Consider the following 17,457-nt stretch of genomic DNA (forward strand, 5'->3'; position numbering starts at 1 on the left):
GTAGAATGAGCGGTGCGATGCCGGACAACACTCGATCCGGGCTACGGCGCCCGACGGGCAAAACACCTGGATGTTTCCACAGGCGGCGTTGTCAATCCGTCCCCGCCAAAATATTCGACTTTACAGAAATTCGGATTTGTCGTATGTGTCGCCCATCCCGGCTCAGTCTTGAGGGGCGATCTTGTGTCGTCACGTGTCGCGAGTCGGGTTGCGGTGGACGCGGCAGCGTCGGCACGAAGGGTGCGGGCAGGGCGGGTAGTCCCTGTGAGCTCGCAGCCGCGTGCGGACGAGCGGCGCTGAAAGGTTCGTCTCGCCAGCATTTTTCCCGTGACGTCGACAGCGCGGGAAAACCCTGCGCGAACATGCGAGCCGCGCGTACGGCAAAACCGTGTGGTCCTGGCCGTCGTTGCTACGGTCAAGCCCTTCGAAGATGCGCGCGAGCCCGACCGGGCGGACGGCATCGTCAATTCGCGGGGTGAGGGAGGCCAGAAGGAACTCGGCTCCCGGGAGACCGCGGCATAAGCCGTCCGACCACTGCGCAGGGAAGGCCGTGTGTACGGCTTCACCTGTATGCCGCTGTGCAATTCCTTTTGCGCTACACGCGCACAGCGGACCGTGGGTGCCAGCCGGCACCCGGCCTTCCCTGCGGTGTGTCCCCGAAATCTGCCAGAATGTGGCAACGGGCGGTTGGATCAGAACCGCCCGTTGCCGGAACTGAGCCCGTTGCGCCCAAAGGCGACAGAGCCTGCTAAAGAGCAAGGGACAGCTCCGGTGTCTTCCTGAACCCGAACAGTTGCAAGGGCTGCGAGCCCGTACCAGGCAAGGAAGGGAGTGGATGATGACACAAGACGATCTGGTTGTCGTCGGCATCGATGTCGCTAAAGACAAGATTGATGCGTGCATTCGGACCGTAACGGAGCGGAAGACTTGCCCAACAACCGCGGCGGGGCGACGGAGCTTGATTGCATGGCTTCGCAAGCATCAGGTCGGCAAGGCAGTAATGGAGGCAAGCGGCGGCTACGAGCGGGTATGGGCCAAGGCGTTGCGCCAAGCAGGGCTGGAAGTACGGATCGTCGATCCCAAACGGGTTCGCCACTTTGCGGAATCGGCGGGACGCCTTGCGAAAAATGACAAGATCGACGCGGAGATGATCTCCTGGTTCGCCGAGACATTCGGCGAGGCTCCCAGCCAAGTCGACAATCCCGCTCACGAGGAGATGAAGGCACTGGTGAAGGGACGCCAAGGCCTGCTTGACGTCAGGGCTCGCCTGGAAATGCAGAAGGAGCATGAGGCGCCGGCCCTTGTTCAGAAGGCTCGCGCGCGTCTTCTTAAGAAGCTGGCTGACGAAATCGCCGCGCTCGAGACCGCGATCGCGGCGACGATCAAGACAACGCCGGACTTTGCCAAACGCGCCGAGATCATCCAGAGCGTACCAGGCTTTGCTGAGGGGACCGCAATGGCGCTGCTTGGAGGACTACCGGAGCTGGGGCAGGTGAGCGACGAAGTTGCCGCCGCGTTGATGGGCGTTGCTCCTTATGACGATGATAGCGGCAAACGTCGAGGTGAACGCTGCATCAAGGGTGGCCGCCGCTGGGTGCGAAATGCCCTCTACATGCCCTGTGTCGGTGCCGCAACGCTGAACAATCCGGTGTTCAAGGCCTTCTACGAACGGCTGATTGCCAAGGGCAAGCCGCCAAAGGTCGCGATCGTCGCCTGCATGCGCAAGCTGATCATCATCCTCAACACCATGATCGCGCGCGGCGAGACGTGGGATCCGAAGAAATACAGGGTGGCCTGACGAGCGCGCCTATCTCGCGCTCGGACCTCGGCCGAGCGCATGCAAAGCCAACAGACCGGTGAGCGGACGGGGTCAAGGCCGTCAGCCGCCGCAGGCGGGGGCGCGCCAGCGCCAGCCTTGAGGCCGGCCGATCGCCGGGCTACTTCGCCACAGTTGCTCTTGGATCGAGAGGGTGGAGCGACGAAGCAAAAGCTCGGGCGAAATCAGCCGCGAGAATGGGAGGGCATGTCTGCGATTCAAACGTGGATCGGGGAGCAGAGCAGCGCCGATGCCTCTTGCTCCGTCATTGCGGGCGCCCGCCTCATCCCTGGACCGGATCGAGCGGGTGAGTTCGTCCTCGACGGCGAAGCTCGACAAGCTCGCTCAGGTGCAGGCCCAGGCTCCCGCGCCGGCAATCGTGCAATCGCAGCCGGTGCCACAGCAAGGGCCGATGATGGCCTCGGTCACAGCGCCTGAATTCACGGGATCGGTGCCTGCGCCCGAGCGTGCGCCTGCGCCGCGGAAGACGATCAAGGGCTGGTCGGTCCGCCAAGCCTATGAGGGGATTGCGATCCTGCAAGGCCCGAACGGCGTCATCGAGGCGGTGCTCGGACAACAGGTGCCCGGTCTTGGCCGCATCGAAGAGATCAGGAACGAGAACGGACGCCTGGTGGTGGAAGCCGGCGGCGGCGTCATCTATTCGTCGCGCAAGGCAACGCCTTGATCGAACCGCCTCCTATTGGCGGTGATGCTCGAAGCTGGTGCATAGCAGCTCGACCTCCGCCTCCGCGATCGGCGCGCGAAACAGGCGGCAGCTGAACTCGACGGTCGTCTTGCCGTCCGTGCTGGTGCGATCTTCCCGCAAGAAGATGCACCGCTTGCAGATGTCCGTGTGGTGCCGCTGCTCGGCAGCATCCGAGTGGTCCAGCACGTGCCGGAACGTGTCGCGGAAGCGGATCTTGACCTCGTCGTCGAGAACGGCAATCGCCTCGACGAGAACGTTCACGGGGTCGCGCACCAGGAACTTCTTGCCCTGCTGCGTCACGCTCAACATCACCGACCGCTTGTCCGTGGCCGAGCGCTTTCGTTCGAGATAACCGAGCCGCTCGAGCTCGCCGATGATGAACGAGGCGGTACCGCGCGTGGTGCCGACGTAGCTCGCCAGCGCCGACGGCGTTCGGGAAAACCGGTTGGCGCGGGAGAGGAGCCGCAGCGCCATCCATTCGCGGTCCCGCAAACCGTGCTTGGTGCCTTCGAACCATAGGATTCGCGCGGCCTGCTCCAACAGTTCAATCGATTCACGAGCCAAATTCATTTCAGTTCCAGGTCGGATAGACGTTTGTTCAATTGAGCCTTGGGCAGCGCAATCTGAGTGGACGGGAATGAAACCCGGGCGCTCTTTCGTCCGTTGCCGGGCGGCCGATCACGCGTCGGGGCGGAAGCCTCTCCGTTTCCGGCGATGGAACTTCCGGCCGTGGAACTAGGGCGTCACAAAGAAAATTCGAGTAAATCGCGCGACGCAGATTTTCCGAAAACTTCAATCAAATAACGACGGTTCGCACGAGAATTGGCGACGATCTGCGATGCATGAGCAACATGACTTGTCAGCGTCGTCATCACGATTGCCATTTGTTGCGGCTGTGCCTGTCGAGTGAACGAACAACAGCATTCACTGCGACGTCCGACGATCGGGCCCACAGGGAAGAACCGCATTTTTCGGTTAACGGATGTTGCGATGCAATGCAGCTAGACGGTTAAATCCGGCACACGCCCTATCCAGGGAACGTCGAAGTGTCGTTGGGAATCCAATGCGGTTCAGCGCTCAACCGTGTCGCATCGGCAGCCACTCTCGGCAACATCCTCAAAATTCGACGATCGCCGGCCCTCGTGGCTTGGCGTGAAAGCGAGCGTGCTCGCAGGCTGGTGACTTGCGTTCCGCCGGCAATTATCGGCGAATGCGTCGCCCCGGGGGATGCCAATCAGCAGGAAGGAATGGCCAATGAGCTTCGAAACCACCATGACGTCCGACGTCGTCGGCCTGACCAAAAGTGCTCCGGTCTCGCGCCGTGGATTCATGAGTGCCACCGCGGCCGTGGCGGCAGGCTATACGCTTGCGGCCGGGCCGGTCCGCGCCGAGGTGGTCACGACCGACACCAAGGGTCTCGAGGCCGGCGATGCCAAGATCAAGGTCGGCTCCGAAGAGATGCCCGCCTATTTCGCCCGCCCGGCCGGCAACACCAAGGCGCCGGTGATCATCGTGGCGATGGAGATCTTCGGCCTGCACGAATACATCAAGGACGTGACGCGACGCCTCGCCAAGCTCGGCGCGTTGGCGGTCGCACCCGACTATTATTTCCGCAAGGGCGTCGACCTGACCAAGATCGCGGACGTCAAGGACCTGCTGCCGGTGGTGAATGCGAAGCCGGATGCCGAGCTGTTGTCGGATCTCGATGCGTCGGTGGCGTGGGCGGGATCGCAAGGCGGTGACGCCACCCGGCTCGGCATCATCGGCTTCTGCCGGGGCGGCCGCACGGTTTGGGAGTACGCCGCCCACAGCGGCGCTCTCAAGGCGGGCGCTGCCTTTTATGGAACGTTGGTCGATCCCGCCAATCCGCTGTGGCCGAAGAGTCCGATGCAGCTCGCGCCCGAGATGAAGGCGCCGGTCCTCGGCCTCTACGGCGGTGCTGATACCGGCATTCCCGTTGCCCAGGTCGAGCAGATGAAGGCAGCGCTCGAGCAGAACAAGAAGACAGCCGAGTTCAAGATCTACCCCGATGCACCGCACGGCTTCCATGCCGACTATCGCGGTAGCTACCGCAAGGACGCCGCGGAAGACGCCTGGAAGCGGGCCGAGGCCTGGTTCAAGAAGTACGGCGTGTTGAGCTGACGTCGGGCCCAAACAAAAGGGCGGCCGATCGGTCGCCCTTTTCATGTCAGCGCACAGGTTTCACTTGGTCATCGCGCCATAGACGATGTCCTGAACCTGCTCGCGATAATATTTCCTGAGCTCGCCGGGCGCGGCCGTCCCCACCACCACGACGAGACGCTCCTTGGGATCGCAGAAGAATTGCGTTCCATAAGCGCCGTTCCAGGTGAACTCGCCGGGATTGCCGGGGACCGACGACAGGCCCTCGCTGGTCCGGACCGCCACCGAAAGGCCGAAGCCGAAGCCACCGCGATGCGGCTCGATATTGGCCACATTGTTCTTGATCTCGGGGCCGAGATGGTTGGCCGTCATGTGATGCACGGTCTTCGGGGAGAGGATGCGCTGCCCGTCGAGCTCGCCGCCGTTGAGCAGCATCTGCCCGAAGCGGATGTAATCGCCGACCGTCGCGAACGAGCAGGCGCCGCCACAATCGAACTTGGTTGGGGTGTCCAAGAGCTTGATGGCCTGCGGCTTGCCCGTCAGCGGATCGTTCGCGAATGGGCGGGCGAGGCGCGAACGCTGCGCGTCGATCGGGTGGAAGGTCGCATCCTTCATGCCGAGCGGCTGCCAGACATTGGCGGCGAGATAGTCGCCGAGCTTCTGCTCGCTGACCTTCTCGACGACCGCGCCGAGCACGTCGATCGAAAAGCCGTATTCGAACTCGGTCGAGGGCTGGTGCGCCAGCGGCAGTTTTGTAATGCGGTCGATGAAGGCCTGGGTGTCGCCTTCGATCGCGGGCGCGATGCCATCAGGATACTGCCGTGCGACCGGGCTCGATGAGTCCGGCCGGCCGCCATACATCAGGCCCGACGTATGCCGGTAGAGATCGTGGATGAAGATCGGCGAGGCCTGCGGCTCGAGCTTGAGCGAGCCGTCGCCCTGGGGCACGCCGACCTTCATGTCGGCAAAGCCGGGGTAATAATCAGACAGCTTGGCCTGGAGCGGCAGCCGGCCCTGCTCCATCAGCATCAGGCCGGCGACCGCTGCCATCGGCTTGGTCATCGAGGCCAGCGCGAAGATCGCATCGACCGGCATCGGCGTGCCCTTGTCCGGATCGAGCACGCCATAGGCCTTGTAGTGCACGAGCTTGCCGTCACGCGCGATCGCAACGACCGCGCCGGGGACGCGCTTGGCGGCGATCTCGCGTGCGAAGAAGCTGTCGAGCCGCGCAAGGCCTTGTTTTGAAAATCCAACATCGTCGGGACTGGCTTCGGGCAGCGGCGCGGCCCGCGCTGCGCTGAGCGTGACGACGGCAACCGTCGCCGCGATCATGGCGATCGTCTTGTTCATTGCATCCTCCCAAGGGACGAGCTCGTTGTTCGGTGGCTCGCTCGATGCCTAGATCACGACCGCGCTGGGATGAAGTCAAGCGCGGGCGAGGCATGGCTGGAAAGCGTGGGAGCGCAGGAGCCTTATCGCCCTTCGCCTGCGCGCCATAGTGCGTCGAGGCCGTGTCGATAGGTGGGGCAGGCCAGCGTGACGCCGAGCTCGCGCTTCAATTTCGCATTGGAGACACGTGCGCTGCTGGCATAGAAGCTGCGGGCTATTGCCGACATCTCGGCCGTCGTGAACGCTTCTTCAGGCGGCGGCGCCACCCCCATCAGCTTCGCCGCATAGGCGATCACGTCCTGTGGCGGCGCGGGCTCGTCGTCGCAGACGTTCCAAATGCCGCCGCCCTGGTGATGAACAGCGGCCATGATCGCGCTCGCGATGTCATCGACATGGATCCGGTTGAAGACCTGTCCCGGCTTGATGATGCGCCTTGCCGTTCCCGCGCGCAGCGTTACCAGCGCATTGCGGACCGGGCCGTAGATGCCCGCAAGCCGCAGGATCACGGCATCGCCGCGCGCCGCGTCCATCCAGGCCTGCTCCGCAGCAACCCGCATGCGCGTGCGGTCGAGGGTTGCCTGCGGCGGCGTGCTCTCGTCGACCCATCCACCGCCGTGATCGCCGTACACCCCGATGGTGGAGAGATAAACGACCTTGCAGCGGCTCCCCTGGAACACGCCGCCGAACGCCGCGATCGCGGGATCTCCGCCGTTGCGGGGCGGGATTGACACCAGCAGGACATCGGCATCGCGAACCTGTTGAACCGTCTCGCGCGACGGAGGGCGGCCGGAAAACGGATGCACCTCGAGGCCGGCGAGATCGTTCCGCTGCGCGGGATCGCGCACGGTGCCGGCGATGTGCGAGAAGCCGTCGCCGTATTTGCCGACGAAGTGCCGGGCGCTGTAGCCGAGGCCAAGGATGAAGAGCCGCATGCGTCTCCCGTGCAGGTCGAAAGTTCCCGTTCGCGACGTCGCGCGTAGTTCGCTCATAAGAGATTTTTGGGTCCGGCAAAAGATATTGCGATTTGTCTCGCCTGCCACTTCGCGGGATGGTCATCCGTCACAGGTAGGTCGGGAGGGAGGCGCAGTTGGCGACCGGGTCGATCACGCAGAGAGAGGCGCCCGCGACAGTGCGATGCGACGCCAACGAGCTGATCCGCCGTGCGGCCGCACTAATCTTCGATGTCGACGGCACCTTGGCAGAGACCGAGGAGCTGCATCGGCAGGCTTTCAACCACGCCTTCGCTCGCCACGGTCTCGACTGGCGGTGGGACCGCGCCGTCTACAAGGACCTGCTGCGGGTGACGGGCGGCAAGGAGCGCATGCGCGCCTACCACGCCAGGCTGGGGGCCGCTCCGCCATTGTCGGACATGGAGATTGCAGAGCTCCACCGCATCAAGACCGCGCATTATGCCGAGCTGGTCGAGGCCGGCTGCTGCCCCTTACGGACGGGCGTGGCGGACCTGCTCGCTGCGGCGAGGGCGCGGGGCCAGCGGCTTGCGATCGCGACCACCACCTCGCACGGCAACATCGACGCGCTGCTCTCGCGGGCGCTGGGCAAGCGCTGGGCCGCGGATTTCGAGGCGGTCGTCGCCGGCGATGATGTCAGCCACAAGAAGCCCGCGCCGGACGTCTATATCGAGATCCTGGCGCGGCTGAAGCTGGACGCCGCCGCGTGCGTCGCAATCGAGGATTCCGCCAACGGGCTGATCGCGGCCTCGCGCGCCGGTATCCCGGTTCTGATCACGCGCAGCATGTTCTTCGGCGACGATGACTTCACCGCGGCGCGGGTCGTGCTGGATGATCTGTCGGACCTCGGGACCGCCAAACAAAAAACTGAAAAACAACCCCATGCACAGTAGATCACGCTGGCGTGATCGCCACGCTCAGTGGACGCGGTGACTCGTTCTATCGTCCTCAGCCTGCTCGACAATCTGCGCGATCGGGCTCGACTGATGGTGTACCAGGCGCCAGTCGTCGCCGACGCGGCGGAAATGGTTGGCGGCGGCCAAGGCGGTGCCGTCGACGATCTCGATGCAGAGCACGCGGGCGCTGTCGCCGTCGATGATCGCCTGCGGCTCGGCGCAGACGATCTGCGGCCGGTGCGGGTTTTGCAGGATATCGCGCCAGCTTCCGATCACGGTGGCGCGCCCGATGATGGCCGGCCAGCCGGGATGGATGCAGGAGATGGAGTCGTCGTCCGCCCACATCCGTTCCATGCCGGCGAAGTCGCCCGTCGAGAACGCGGCGTAGAAGGCCGCGTTGGCGGCGATGACCTTGTTGTCCTTTCCCATCGCTCTCGGGTGGGCCAATGACTGGCAAAAAGCAAGCGCGACTTCCGTCGATTTTGGCTGCAGTGCAGCATTCAAGATGCTGCCCGCTTCGTGGTCATGCCGAGACGTGCGTTGCCACGGCCTGCCGCGCGCCAACCGTGTAGAGACGGCCGAGCGCCGCGGTGACGGCCTCGCGCAGGCGCGGCTCGGCGCCGAGCGGGCCGAACACCTTTGCGACACCAAGCAGCGCGGGCGCGAGCCGCTCGGCAACAGGTCCCGCCTCGCGCGCCAGCGCGGCGAACTCGCCGGCGAGTGGATCGCGCACGTCGATCGATCGGCCCTGCTCGTCGAGGCCGGTGACGTAGCGCATCCAGCCGGCCACCGCGAGCGCATGCGTTGCGATCGGCAGGCCCCTCGCAAGGCGATCCTGCATCGCGCCGAGCAGCCGTTGTGGCAGCTTTTGCGAGCCGTCCATTGCGATCTGCCAGGTGCGGTGATGCAGCGCCGGATTGGCGAAGCGCTTGAGTAGCGAGGCGCGATAGGCGGCGAGGTCGGTGCCCGCGGGCATCGTCAGCGTCACCGCGGCTTCTTCCATCACCTGCGCGGCAAGGCGCGCAAAATGCGGATCCTGCATGGTATCGGCGATGGTTTCGTAGCCCGAGAGATAGCCGAGATAGGCGAGCGCGGAATGGCTGGCGTTGAGCAGCCGCAGCTTCATCAACTCGAACGGCTTGACATCAGTGACGAGCTCGACGCCCGCTGCGGCAAGGTCCGGCCGGCCCGCCGTGAAGCGGTCCTCGACCACCCATTGTGTGAAGGGTTCGGTCATGACCGGCCAGGCGTCGCGCATGCCGAGCGCCGATTCGACCGCATCGCGGTCGCGATCCGTCGTCTCCGGCACGATGCGGTCGACCATGGTCGAGGGGAAGGCGACCGCATCCGCGATCCACTTGCCGAGATCCTTTGAGCGCAGCGCAGCGAACTGCGTCACGATCCGCCGCACCGTATGGCCGTTGGCGGCGAGGTTATCGCAGCACAGCACGGTGAACGGCATGGCGCCTAGCGCCCGCCGGCGTGCCAGCGCGGCGACGATGAATCCGGGCGCCGAGCGCGGCGCATCGAAATTGTTGAGATCGTGCACGATGTCGGGATGCCGCTCGTCGAGGTCGCCGGTCTGCGGCGTGTGGCAATAGCCCTTCTCGGTGACCGTCAGCGACGCGATGCGCGTAGCGGGATTGGCCATCCGCTCCACCAGCGCGGCCGGCTTCTCGCGCGCGACGACGCTGTCGAGCAGGGCGCCGATGACGCGGTGCTCGGTGCCTTCGGCGGCGCGCACGGCAATTGTGTAGAGATGATCCTGCGGGGCGAGGGCGTCGCGCGTGTCCGGACTGCGCAGGCTGGCGCCGACGATACCCCAGGACGTGGCTCCGGCGGCAAGGCAGTCATCGATGACAACCGCTTGGTGCGCGCGATGAAACGCCCCGAGGCCGAGATGCACGATGCCAGGCGTGACGCGCGAACGATCATAGGCCGGGCGGCGGATGGCTGGCGGCAGCCGGTCGAGGTTGGCGCGGCCAAGACGCATCGAAGTCTGGCGCATGGTCGTCTCTCCCTGTGTTTGGCCGCTGCTTGACATGGCGCCCGTACCAGGTCAATGCTCCGGTCAATTGGTAAGACCAATTTTCCAAAATTGGCGGGCCGCGGGGGCGACGGGTGCCTCGCGCGGACCCTTTCGGGAGGACCAGCGTGCCGCTGGAAGCTGTGGAGGCGAGACGGCTCTATCGCCAGGTCGCCGATCAATTGCGAAGTCTGATCGACAGCGGCGAGTACGCGGTCGGCAGCCGCTTGCCGACCGAGCGCGAGCTCGCCGAGCAGCTCAAGGTGTCCAGGCCGACGGTGCGCGAAGCCTTGATCGCGCTCGAGGTCGAGGGCCGCCTCCGTATCCGTGTCGGGTCCGGCATCTATGTGATCGAGCCTGCCGCCGTGGCCGCGCCTGCTCCCGCCGCCGTCATCGAGGGGCCGTTCGAGCTCTTGCGCGCCCGCGAATTCCTGGAAAGCGCCATCGCCGAGCAGGCCGCGCGCGTCGCGACCAAAGACGATCTCGCCCGCATCAATGCGTCCCTCGTCGCGATGGAGAATGTCGAACATCCCGGCGAAGCCTCGATGGTGCACGACCGCGCGTTCCATATCGCGATCGCCGGAAGTCTCGGCAATGCCGTTCTGGTGCGCGTCGTCGGCGAGCTGTTCGACCAGCGTCTCAATCCATATTTCGCGAAGCTCGCGCATTATTTCGAGAGCCCGGGTACGTGGCGCACGGCGCTCGACGAGCATCGCGCCGTGCGCGACGCGATCGCCGCGCATGATCCCGATGCCGCGCGCGAAGCCATGCGCGCGCATCTGGCGCGATCCCAGCAACGCTTTGCGCAGAATTTCGGTGCCGAGACCGCGGCGGGGACGACTTCAGGGCAAGGCCGCGCGGTGCGATCGGCGGCAAGACCGTCGAAACCGAAACATGCGCCGAAGAAGAAGCCAGCCGCGAGCGGCGGTGCGCGGCGGCGATGAGATTGGGCGGCCCGCATCCGCTTCGGCTGGGGGCGAACAAGAAGCAGACTTGAACGATGGAGGAAAAATCGATGTTGAAGAAGATGACGATTGCCGCGGCGATCTCCGCCGCCACCCTGCTGGCCGCGACTAGTGTCAGCATGGCGCAGACCAAGCTGAAATGGGCCCATGTCTACGAGACCTCGGAGCCGTTCCACACCGCATCGGTCTGGGCCGCGCAGGAGATCAATAAGCGCACCAACGGTCGCTACCAGATCGAGGTCTATCCGGCCTCGCAGCTCGGCAAGGAGGCCGACATCAACCAGGGCCTGTCGCTCGGCTCGGTCGACATCATCGTCTCCGGCTCGAGCTTCGCGGCCAAGAGCTTTGCGCCGATCGGCGTGACCTATTATCCCTACACCTTCCGCGACGCCGATCATCTGCTCGCCTACACCAAGAGCGACATCTTCAAGGAGCTCGCCAAGGGCTATGAGGACAAGAGCGGCCATCACATCGTCGCGGTGACCTATTACGGCGTGCGCCAGACCTCGTCGAACAAGCCGATCAAGACCTGCGCCGACATGAAAGGCCTGAAGATGCGCGTGCCCGACGTGCCGGCCTACCTGGCGATGCCGCGCGCCTGCGGCGCCAACACCGCGCCGATCGCGTTTGCCGAGGTCTATCTCGCGCTGCAGAACGGCACCGTCGAGGCGCAGGAGAACCCGCTGACCACGATCGAGGCCAAGAAGTTCTACGAAGTGCAGAAGCACATCGTGCTCACCGGCCACATCGTCGATCACCTCAACACCGTGATCGCCGGCGGGCTATGGAAGAAGCTCTCCGATGAGGACAAGAAGATCTTCACCGACGTCGCGCAGGAGGCGGCAGCCAAGGCCACCGGTGAGATCAAGCAGAACGAAGCCAAGCTGGTCGCTTTCTTCAAGGACAAGGGCCTGACGGTGACCGAGGTCGACAAGAACGAATTCCGCGACACCGTGCTGAAGAACGTCCCGTTCGAGACCTTCGGCTACCGCAAGGCCGACTGGGAGCGGATCCAGGAAGTGAAATGACGACGTAGTCGTCATCCGGGGCGGTCCGTAGGACCGAACCCGGGATCTCGAAGTTCCGGGTTCGGCGCTAACGCGTCGCCCCGGAACGACGATTTGGAGAGAGGTAACCCCATGTCGACCGCCGAACTACACCGGCAGATCACCGCGGACGAGATCGCCCACACCTTCGAGGAAGAGGCGACGCCGAAGGTCGATCTCGGCATCTACGCTTTCGAGGACTGGGTGGCGCTGGCGATCTTCTGGGTGATGGCGCTTGCCGTCTTCCTGCAGTTCTTCAGCCGCTACGTGCTCAACGACAGCTATGCCTGGACCGAGGAGATCGCGACCTATTGCCTGATCGGGGTGGTCTTCATCGGCGCCTCGATGTGCGTGCGGCTGTCGCGGCACATCCAGGTCGACCTGGTCTATCGCTATCTGCCGCGACTCGTGGGACGTGCGCTGTCGACGGTGATCGACCTGATCCGGATCGCGTTCTTCGGCTACGCCATCAAGCTGGTTTGGGTCTACATCCAGATCATCGGCGACGAGCAGATGACCACGATCAATTTCGCGAAGAACTACGTCTACTACGCCGTGCTGCTCGGCTTCGTGCTGATGTTCGCACGCTCCGTGCAGGTGGCGGCGCAAAACTGGCGGCAGGGCTACTCGGTCCTCGAACGTCCCGGTGCCTACGACGGATCGGAGATATAATATCATGCTGCTGCTGCTCGGAGGCTTTCTCATCCTGATGCTGCTCGGCGTTCCCGTGGCGATCGCCATGGCCGCGTCGTCGCTGCTCTACATCCTGGTCAGCGGCGTGACGCCCGACGTCACGCTGGCGCAGCGCATGATCGCCGGTGTCGAGAGCTTTCCGCTGCTCGCGGTGCCGTTCTTCATCCTGGCCGGCAATCTCATGAACATCGCCGGCGTGACCGGGCGCATCTACAAATTCGCCGTCGCGCTTGTGGGGTGGATGCGCGGCGGGCTCGGCCACGTCAACATCATCGGCTCGGTGATCTTCTCCGGCATGTCCGGCACCGCGATCGCGGATGCCGCGGGTCTCGGCACCATCGAGATCAAAGCGATGAAGGACCACGGCTACTCCACCGAATTCTCGGTCGGCGTCACCGCAGCCTCCGCGACGCTCGGGCCGATCATCCCGCCGTCGCTGCCCTTCGTGATCTACGGCATGATGGCGAACGTCTCGATCGGCGCGCTGTTTTTAGGCGGCGTCATTCCCGGCGTTGTCCTGACCCTGTTCATGATGGCCACCGTCACCTACTTCGCGCACAAGAACAAATGGGGTAGCGACACGCCGTTCTCCTGGCCGCAACTCGGCTCGGCCGGTCTCGAGATCGTCATCGTGCTGTCGTTCCCGATGGCGATCTGGCTGATGGTACTCGCCGGCCTCTCGGTCAACATGGCGGTCGTGATCGGCCTCGGCACGCTGCTCGTGATCGACTGGTACTTCGATTTCTCGGCAGTGATGGCGCTGATGGCGCCGGTGATCCTGATCGGCGGCATGACGCTCGGCTGGTTCACGCCGACCGAAGCCGCCGTCGCCGCGGTGATCTGGTCGCTGTTCCTCGGCCTCGTGCGCTACCGGACCATGACGTTCCGGACGGTCGCCAAGGCGACCTTCGACACCATCGAGACCACGGCCTCGGTGCTGTTCATCGTGACCGCAGCCTCGATCTTCGCCTGGCTGCTGACGGTGTCGCAGGCGGCGCAGATGCTGTCGGACTGGATGCTCAACATCACCCACAACAAATGGGTGTTTTTGGCACTCGCCAACGTGCTGATCCTGTTCGTCGGCTGCTTCATCGACACCACGGCGGCGATCACCATTTTGGTGCCGATCCTGCTGCCGATCGTGCTCAAGCTCGGCATCGACCCCATTCATTTCGGCCTGATCATGACGCTGAACCTGATGATCGGCCTGTTGCATCCGCCGCTCGGCATGGTGCTGTTCGTGCTCGCCCGCGTGGCAAAGCTCTCGGTCGAGCGCACGACGGTGGCGATCCTGCCATGGCTGGTGCCGCTGATGCTGGCGCTGATCGCGATCACCTACATTCCCGACCTGACCCTCTGGCTGCCTAAATACATGGGACTCTCCAAATGACCTCGACCGCTCTCGCCGCAACGCTGTTCGGCCCCGAAGACCTGCGCATGATCGAGCATCCGCTCGACAAGCTCGCCGACGGCATGGTGCGCATCCGCTTTGGCGCCGGCGGCATCTGCGGCTCGGACATGCACTACTTCCGCCATGGCCGGACCGGCGATTTCGTGGTGAGGTCGCCGCTGGTGCTCGGCCACGAGATCTCGGGCGAGATCGTGGAGATATCCGGCACTGCTGCGAACCTGAAGGTTGGCGACCGCGTCGCCGTGAACCCGTCGCGCTGGTGCGGGCATTGCGTCGCCTGCCGTGAAGGCCGGCCGAACCTCTGCGAGAACATCTACTTCATGGGCTCGGCCTCGAAGACGCCGCACATGCAGGGCGGCTTCGCCAGCTATTTCGACGCGATCCCCGCACAGTGTGTGAAGATCCCCGATCACGTGTCCTACCAGGCCGCCGCGCTGGCCGAGCCGCTCGCGGTCTGCCTGCACGCGGTTGCGCGTGCCGGCAAGATCGAGGGCAAGCGAGGCATCATCTTCGGCGCCGGCCCGATCGGGCTTCTGACCATGCTCGCCGCACACCGTGCCGGCATGGCCGACATCACGGTGGCCGACATCGCGCCGGCACCACTGGCGTTCGCGACCAAGCTCGGCGCCTCGCACGTCGAGAACGTCTCTGCAGGCGAGGAAGGCTTGAAAGCACAAGCCGCGTCGCGTCCCTATGACGTCGCTTTCGAAGTCTCCGGCACGGCTGCAGGCCTTGCGAGCGCGATCGGTATCGTCAGGCGCGGCGGCGTCGTGGTGCAGATCGGCAATTTGCCCGGCGGCCAGATTCCGACGCCGTCGAATGCGGTGATGGCGAAGGAGATCGACCTGCGCGGTTCGTTCCGGTTCGGCTTCGAGTTCATGACCGCGGTGGAACTGATTGCCGCCGGCAGCGTCGACGTGCTGTCGCTGGTCACCGCCGAGCGGCCGCTCTCGACCGCACCCGACGCGCTCAAGCTCGCGCTCGATCGCTCGCAGAGCGTCAAGGTCGTGCTGACCGCGAACTGATTGGGAGAGTGGGTATGATGCTGGAGGGTTGGCGCTGGTACGGGCCGGATGACCCGGTCTCGCTCGACGACGTCAGGCAGGCCGGCGCGAGCCATATCGTCTCGGCACTGCATCAGGTGCCGATTGGGGAGGCCTGGACGCGCAAGGCGGTCGAGGAGCGGAAGAATTTCATCGAGAACGGCCAACCCGGCCGCTCGCAGCTGACCTGGTCGGTGGTGGAATCGATTCCGATCCCCGACGACGTCAAGCGGCTCGGCGGCAAGGCAACCAAGTCGATCGAGGCTTGGATCGCAAGCTTGGAGGCGGTCGCGGCCTCCGGCATCAGGATCATCTGCTACAATTTCATGCCAGTGGTCGACTGGTGCCGCACCGATCTCGAATGGGAGCTGCCGAACGGCGCCCGCGCCATGCGCTTCGACCAGGACCGCTTTGCAGCGTTCGAGCTGCACATCCTGAAGCGCCCGGCCGCCGCGCAGGACTATTCGCTCGAGCAGCAGGCGCGCGCGAAGGCGCTGTTCGAGAAGATGAGCCAGGCCGATATCGACTACCTCATCATGGTCATCGCCAGCGCGCTGCCCGGCTCGACCACCGAGCCGATGACGATCCCGCAATTCCGCGACCGCCTGGAGGCCTATCGCGACATCACGCCTGAGATACTGCGGCAGCATCTCGTCGAGTTCCTCGCGCGCGTCGCACCGGTCGCCGAGCAGCTCGGCGTCTCCCTGACGCTGCATCCGGACGATCCGCCGCGGCCGTTGTTCGGCCTGCCGCGCGTTGCCTCCAGCGCTGAGGACTACCAGGCGCTGTTCGACGCCGTGCCGTCGAAGGCGAACGGCATCTGCCTGTGCACGGGCTCGCTCGGCGTGCGTGCGGAGAACAACCTGCCTGAGATGGCGGAGCGGTTCGGCCCTCGCATTGCGTTCGCCCATCTGCGCGCCACCAAGCGCGAGGCTGATGGCCTGTCGTTCTACGAGTCCGATCATCTCGACGGTGACGTCGACATGGTCGCGGTGCTCAAGGCGCTGCTCAAGGAGAACGCGCGGCGTTCGCCCGACACGAAAATTGTGTTCAGGCCCGATCATGGCCACCGCATGCTCGACGATCTCGCCGCCACCAAGCGCACCAATCCCGGCTACACCGCCATCGGCCGCCTGCGCGGCCTCGCGGAGTTGCGCGGTGCAATCAGGGCGATCGAGCATCGGTAGAGCCAAAGCTCTATCCACATCGTCATTGCGAGCCAACGGGTCCGCGCGAAGCGCGGCCCGATGACAGGCTCCGCGAAGCAGCTTCGCTGCGCTCGCGATGACGTGGAGAGAGGGGGCTTCCCCCAACACCGCCTGCTTAGTAACAGGCGTCCATCGCGCCGAGCTTCGGATAGAGCCGGTCGATCGCGGCGATCTCGTTTTTCATCTGCGCGATGATCCAGTCGCGGATCTCGGCGGCGATGGGGCGCATCGGCCGGTTGCGCGGCGGCAGGAATTCGCATACGCGGCCCGTGGTGGTGAGCGTGTCGGAGGCCGGCACAAGCGCGCCGGTGAGAAGCCAGTGCGAGGCAACGGTCAGCCAGCCGAGTGCGATGCCCTGGCCGAGCAGCGCGGCTTGCACCACGACGGCATAATCGGTGAAGCTCAGCGCCTTGGCCGCCCCACGGCGCCCGGTGAGGAGCGAGGCGTAATCGGCGGCCCAGTCGCCCGGCGTTTCGGCAAGGCGGATGATGGTGTTGCCTTCGGTGGGATCGGTCTCGCCGAGATAGCCGGGGCTGCACATCGGCAGCATCACTTCCTTCATCACCAATGTGCCGCCCGACGACGGCTCGTCGCGGTCGCGAAAGCGCATGCCGAGATCGACATTTTCCACCGGTCCGCGCAGCGCGCCGGAGATCAGCTGGAAGCGCAGATCGACTCGCGGAAACTGCTTCTGGAGCTTGTCGATGCGCGGCATCAGCCAATGCGTGGTGAAGGCGGAGGAGACCGACAGCGTCACGGTCTCGGTACCCTTGCGGCGCTGCTCGATATCGAGGAGCCCGCTCTCGATGCTGCGAAACCCTTCGAGCACGCGGCGATAGAGCCGCTCGCCTTCCTCGGTGAGCACCGCGCGTCCCCCTCTGCGGTCGAACAGGCGGACGCCGAGATGCTCCTCGAACTGGCCGAGCATACGGCTCACCGCCGGCTGCGTGACGTTCAATTCGGCGGCCGCAGCCGTGAAGCTGCCATTGCGCGCCGCTGCGTCGAAGACGAACAGGGCGTTGCTGGACGGCAGCATGCGGCGCAGCTCGGGCATAACGCCATGTTATGAGGCCGGTGAGAATTTGGCAATTGCCGGATTTTGCCAAGTCTGGTGTCATTGGCATGACAGCCTACAGACAGGGGCTTGCGGAAGAAGATTTGGTGCGCTG

16 protein-coding genes and 1 pseudogene are annotated in these 17,457 nt (G+C 64.7%); 10 read left to right on the forward strand and 7 right to left on the reverse strand.

The window, feature by feature from the left end:
• Window positions 1-838: 838 nt before the first annotated feature.
• Entirely contained in the window at window positions 839-1,798 is a 960-nt protein-coding gene (locus BRAD3257_RS10710; RefSeq protein WP_122406484.1) for an IS110 family RNA-guided transposase, read from the forward strand.
• Between the two features lie 298 nt (window positions 1,799-2,096).
• Window positions 2,097-2,501 (forward strand): annotated as a pseudogene (locus tag BRAD3257_RS10715) (hypothetical protein); the annotation flags it as partial.
• Between the two features lie 12 nt (window positions 2,502-2,513).
• Here the strand turns inward: BRAD3257_RS10715 and BRAD3257_RS10720 are convergent.
• Both BRAD3257_RS10720 and BRAD3257_RS41745 read right to left on the reverse strand, forming a co-directional pair.
• Window positions 2,514-3,092 (reverse strand): MarR family winged helix-turn-helix transcriptional regulator, encoded by a 579-nt coding sequence (locus tag BRAD3257_RS10720; RefSeq protein WP_122401794.1) that lies wholly within the window; start codon window positions 3,090-3,092, stop codon window positions 2,514-2,516.
• Window positions 3,093-3,265: 173 nt separating this feature from the next.
• Window positions 3,266-3,394, reverse strand: coding sequence for a hypothetical protein (locus BRAD3257_RS41745; RefSeq protein WP_283809951.1), 129 nt, complete (start codon window positions 3,392-3,394; stop codon window positions 3,266-3,268).
• Between the two features lie 382 nt (window positions 3,395-3,776).
• Here BRAD3257_RS41745 and BRAD3257_RS10725 point away from each other — a divergent pair, with 382 nt between their 5' ends.
• The gene (locus BRAD3257_RS10725; protein ID WP_122401795.1) at window positions 3,777-4,664 is read left to right on the forward strand and encodes a dienelactone hydrolase family protein; all 888 of its coding nucleotides are present in this window, start codon (window positions 3,777-3,779) and stop codon (window positions 4,662-4,664) included.
• A gap of 60 nt (window positions 4,665-4,724) precedes the next feature.
• Here the strand turns inward: BRAD3257_RS10725 and BRAD3257_RS10730 are convergent, their stop codons facing one another.
• Together BRAD3257_RS10730 and BRAD3257_RS10735 are read right to left on the reverse strand one after the other, a co-directional pair.
• Window positions 4,725-5,993, reverse strand: coding sequence for a serine hydrolase domain-containing protein (locus BRAD3257_RS10730; protein WP_122401796.1), 1,269 nt, complete (start codon window positions 5,991-5,993; stop codon window positions 4,725-4,727).
• 122 nt (window positions 5,994-6,115) lie between these two features.
• Window positions 6,116-6,964 (reverse strand): SDR family oxidoreductase, encoded by an 849-nt coding sequence (locus BRAD3257_RS10735; protein ID WP_122401797.1) that lies wholly within the window; start codon window positions 6,962-6,964, stop codon window positions 6,116-6,118.
• A 155-nt stretch (window positions 6,965-7,119) separates the two neighbouring features.
• Between BRAD3257_RS10735 and BRAD3257_RS10740 the strand changes: the two genes are divergently transcribed.
• Window positions 7,120-7,893, forward strand: a complete 774-nt coding sequence (locus BRAD3257_RS10740) for an HAD family hydrolase (RefSeq protein ID WP_244607925.1) — start codon at window positions 7,120-7,122, stop codon at window positions 7,891-7,893.
• Between the two features lie 24 nt (window positions 7,894-7,917).
• Here BRAD3257_RS10740 and BRAD3257_RS10745 read toward each other — a convergent pair whose 3' ends face one another.
• Window positions 7,918-8,325, reverse strand: coding sequence for a nuclear transport factor 2 family protein (locus BRAD3257_RS10745; RefSeq protein WP_122401798.1), 408 nt, complete (start codon window positions 8,323-8,325; stop codon window positions 7,918-7,920).
• 94 nt (window positions 8,326-8,419) lie between these two features.
• Entirely contained in the window at window positions 8,420-9,904 is a 1,485-nt protein-coding gene (locus BRAD3257_RS10750) for a mannitol dehydrogenase family protein (RefSeq protein WP_174221562.1), read from the reverse strand.
• A gap of 146 nt (window positions 9,905-10,050) precedes the next feature.
• Between BRAD3257_RS10750 and BRAD3257_RS10755 the strand changes: the two genes are divergently transcribed.
• The 6 genes from BRAD3257_RS10755 (at window position 10,051) to uxuA (ending at window position 16,267) form a co-directional block, all read left to right on the forward strand.
• Entirely contained in the window at window positions 10,051-10,866 is an 816-nt protein-coding gene (locus BRAD3257_RS10755) for a FadR/GntR family transcriptional regulator (protein ID WP_122406486.1), read from the forward strand.
• An 83-nt stretch (window positions 10,867-10,949) separates the two neighbouring features.
• Window positions 10,950-11,915 carry a sialic acid TRAP transporter substrate-binding protein SiaP gene (locus BRAD3257_RS10760; RefSeq protein WP_376707294.1) on the forward strand — a complete coding sequence of 322 codons (966 nt, stop codon included), beginning with the start codon at window positions 10,950-10,952 and terminating at the stop codon, window positions 11,913-11,915.
• Between the two features lie 111 nt (window positions 11,916-12,026).
• Window positions 12,027-12,605: a TRAP transporter small permease gene (locus BRAD3257_RS10765; RefSeq protein ID WP_122401801.1), complete on the forward strand. Its 579-nt coding sequence runs from the start codon at window positions 12,027-12,029 to the stop codon at window positions 12,603-12,605.
• Window positions 12,606-12,609: 4 nt separating this feature from the next.
• On the forward strand, window positions 12,610-14,016 hold the full coding sequence (locus BRAD3257_RS10770; protein WP_122401802.1) for a TRAP transporter large permease: 1,407 nt from the start codon (window positions 12,610-12,612) through the stop codon (window positions 14,014-14,016).
• Complete coding sequence (locus tag BRAD3257_RS10775) at window positions 14,013-15,062, forward strand: L-idonate 5-dehydrogenase (protein ID WP_122401803.1); 1,050 nt, start codon at window positions 14,013-14,015, stop codon at window positions 15,060-15,062. The genes BRAD3257_RS10770 and BRAD3257_RS10775 overlap by 4 nt, the downstream gene beginning before the upstream one ends.
• Window positions 15,063-15,076: 14 nt before the next feature.
• The gene (gene uxuA, locus BRAD3257_RS10780) at window positions 15,077-16,267 is read left to right on the forward strand and encodes a mannonate dehydratase (RefSeq protein ID WP_122401804.1); all 1,191 of its coding nucleotides are present in this window, start codon (window positions 15,077-15,079) and stop codon (window positions 16,265-16,267) included.
• Window positions 16,268-16,403: 136 nt separating this feature from the next.
• Here the strand turns inward: uxuA and BRAD3257_RS10785 are convergent, their stop codons facing one another.
• Window positions 16,404-17,342: a LysR family transcriptional regulator gene (locus tag BRAD3257_RS10785; protein ID WP_122401805.1), complete on the reverse strand. Its 939-nt coding sequence runs from the start codon at window positions 17,340-17,342 to the stop codon at window positions 16,404-16,406.
• Window positions 17,343-17,457: the final 115 nt, after the last annotated feature.

The sequence above is a fragment of the Bradyrhizobium vignae genome (assembly GCF_900324035.1).
GTDB classification, from domain to species: Bacteria; Pseudomonadota; Alphaproteobacteria; order Rhizobiales; family Xanthobacteraceae; genus Bradyrhizobium; species Bradyrhizobium vignae.

Bases quoted from the DNA above. Each gene is read 5' to 3' on its own strand.
- BRAD3257_RS10750 (WP_174221562.1), bottom strand. From the start codon at position 9,904: ATGCGCCAGACTTCGATGCGTCTTGGCCGCGCCAACCTCGACCGGCTG.
- BRAD3257_RS10745 (WP_122401798.1), bottom strand. From the start codon at position 8,325: ATGGGAAAGGACAACAAGGTCATCGCCGCCAACGCGGCCTTCTACGCC.
- BRAD3257_RS10725 (WP_122401795.1), top strand. From the start codon at position 3,777: ATGAGCTTCGAAACCACCATGACGTCCGACGTCGTCGGCCTGACCAAA.
- BRAD3257_RS10775 (WP_122401803.1), top strand. From the start codon at position 14,013: ATGACCTCGACCGCTCTCGCCGCAACGCTGTTCGGCCCCGAAGACCTG.
- BRAD3257_RS10760 (WP_376707294.1), top strand. From the start codon at position 10,950: ATGACGATTGCCGCGGCGATCTCCGCCGCCACCCTGCTGGCCGCGACT.
- BRAD3257_RS10785 (WP_122401805.1), bottom strand. From the start codon at position 17,342: ATGCCCGAGCTGCGCCGCATGCTGCCGTCCAGCAACGCCCTGTTCGTC.
- BRAD3257_RS10710 (WP_122406484.1), top strand. From the start codon at position 839: ATGACACAAGACGATCTGGTTGTCGTCGGCATCGATGTCGCTAAAGAC.
- BRAD3257_RS10720 (WP_122401794.1), bottom strand. From the start codon at position 3,092: ATGAATTTGGCTCGTGAATCGATTGAACTGTTGGAGCAGGCCGCGCGA.
- BRAD3257_RS10765 (WP_122401801.1), top strand. From the start codon at position 12,027: ATGTCGACCGCCGAACTACACCGGCAGATCACCGCGGACGAGATCGCC.
- BRAD3257_RS41745 (WP_283809951.1), bottom strand. From the start codon at position 3,394: ATGACGACGCTGACAAGTCATGTTGCTCATGCATCGCAGATCGTCGCC.
- BRAD3257_RS10770 (WP_122401802.1), top strand. From the start codon at position 12,610: ATGCTGCTGCTGCTCGGAGGCTTTCTCATCCTGATGCTGCTCGGCGTT.
- BRAD3257_RS10730 (WP_122401796.1), bottom strand. From the start codon at position 5,993: ATGAACAAGACGATCGCCATGATCGCGGCGACGGTTGCCGTCGTCACG.
- uxuA (WP_122401804.1), top strand. From the start codon at position 15,077: ATGATGCTGGAGGGTTGGCGCTGGTACGGGCCGGATGACCCGGTCTCG.
- BRAD3257_RS10735 (WP_122401797.1), bottom strand. From the start codon at position 6,964: ATGCGGCTCTTCATCCTTGGCCTCGGCTACAGCGCCCGGCACTTCGTC.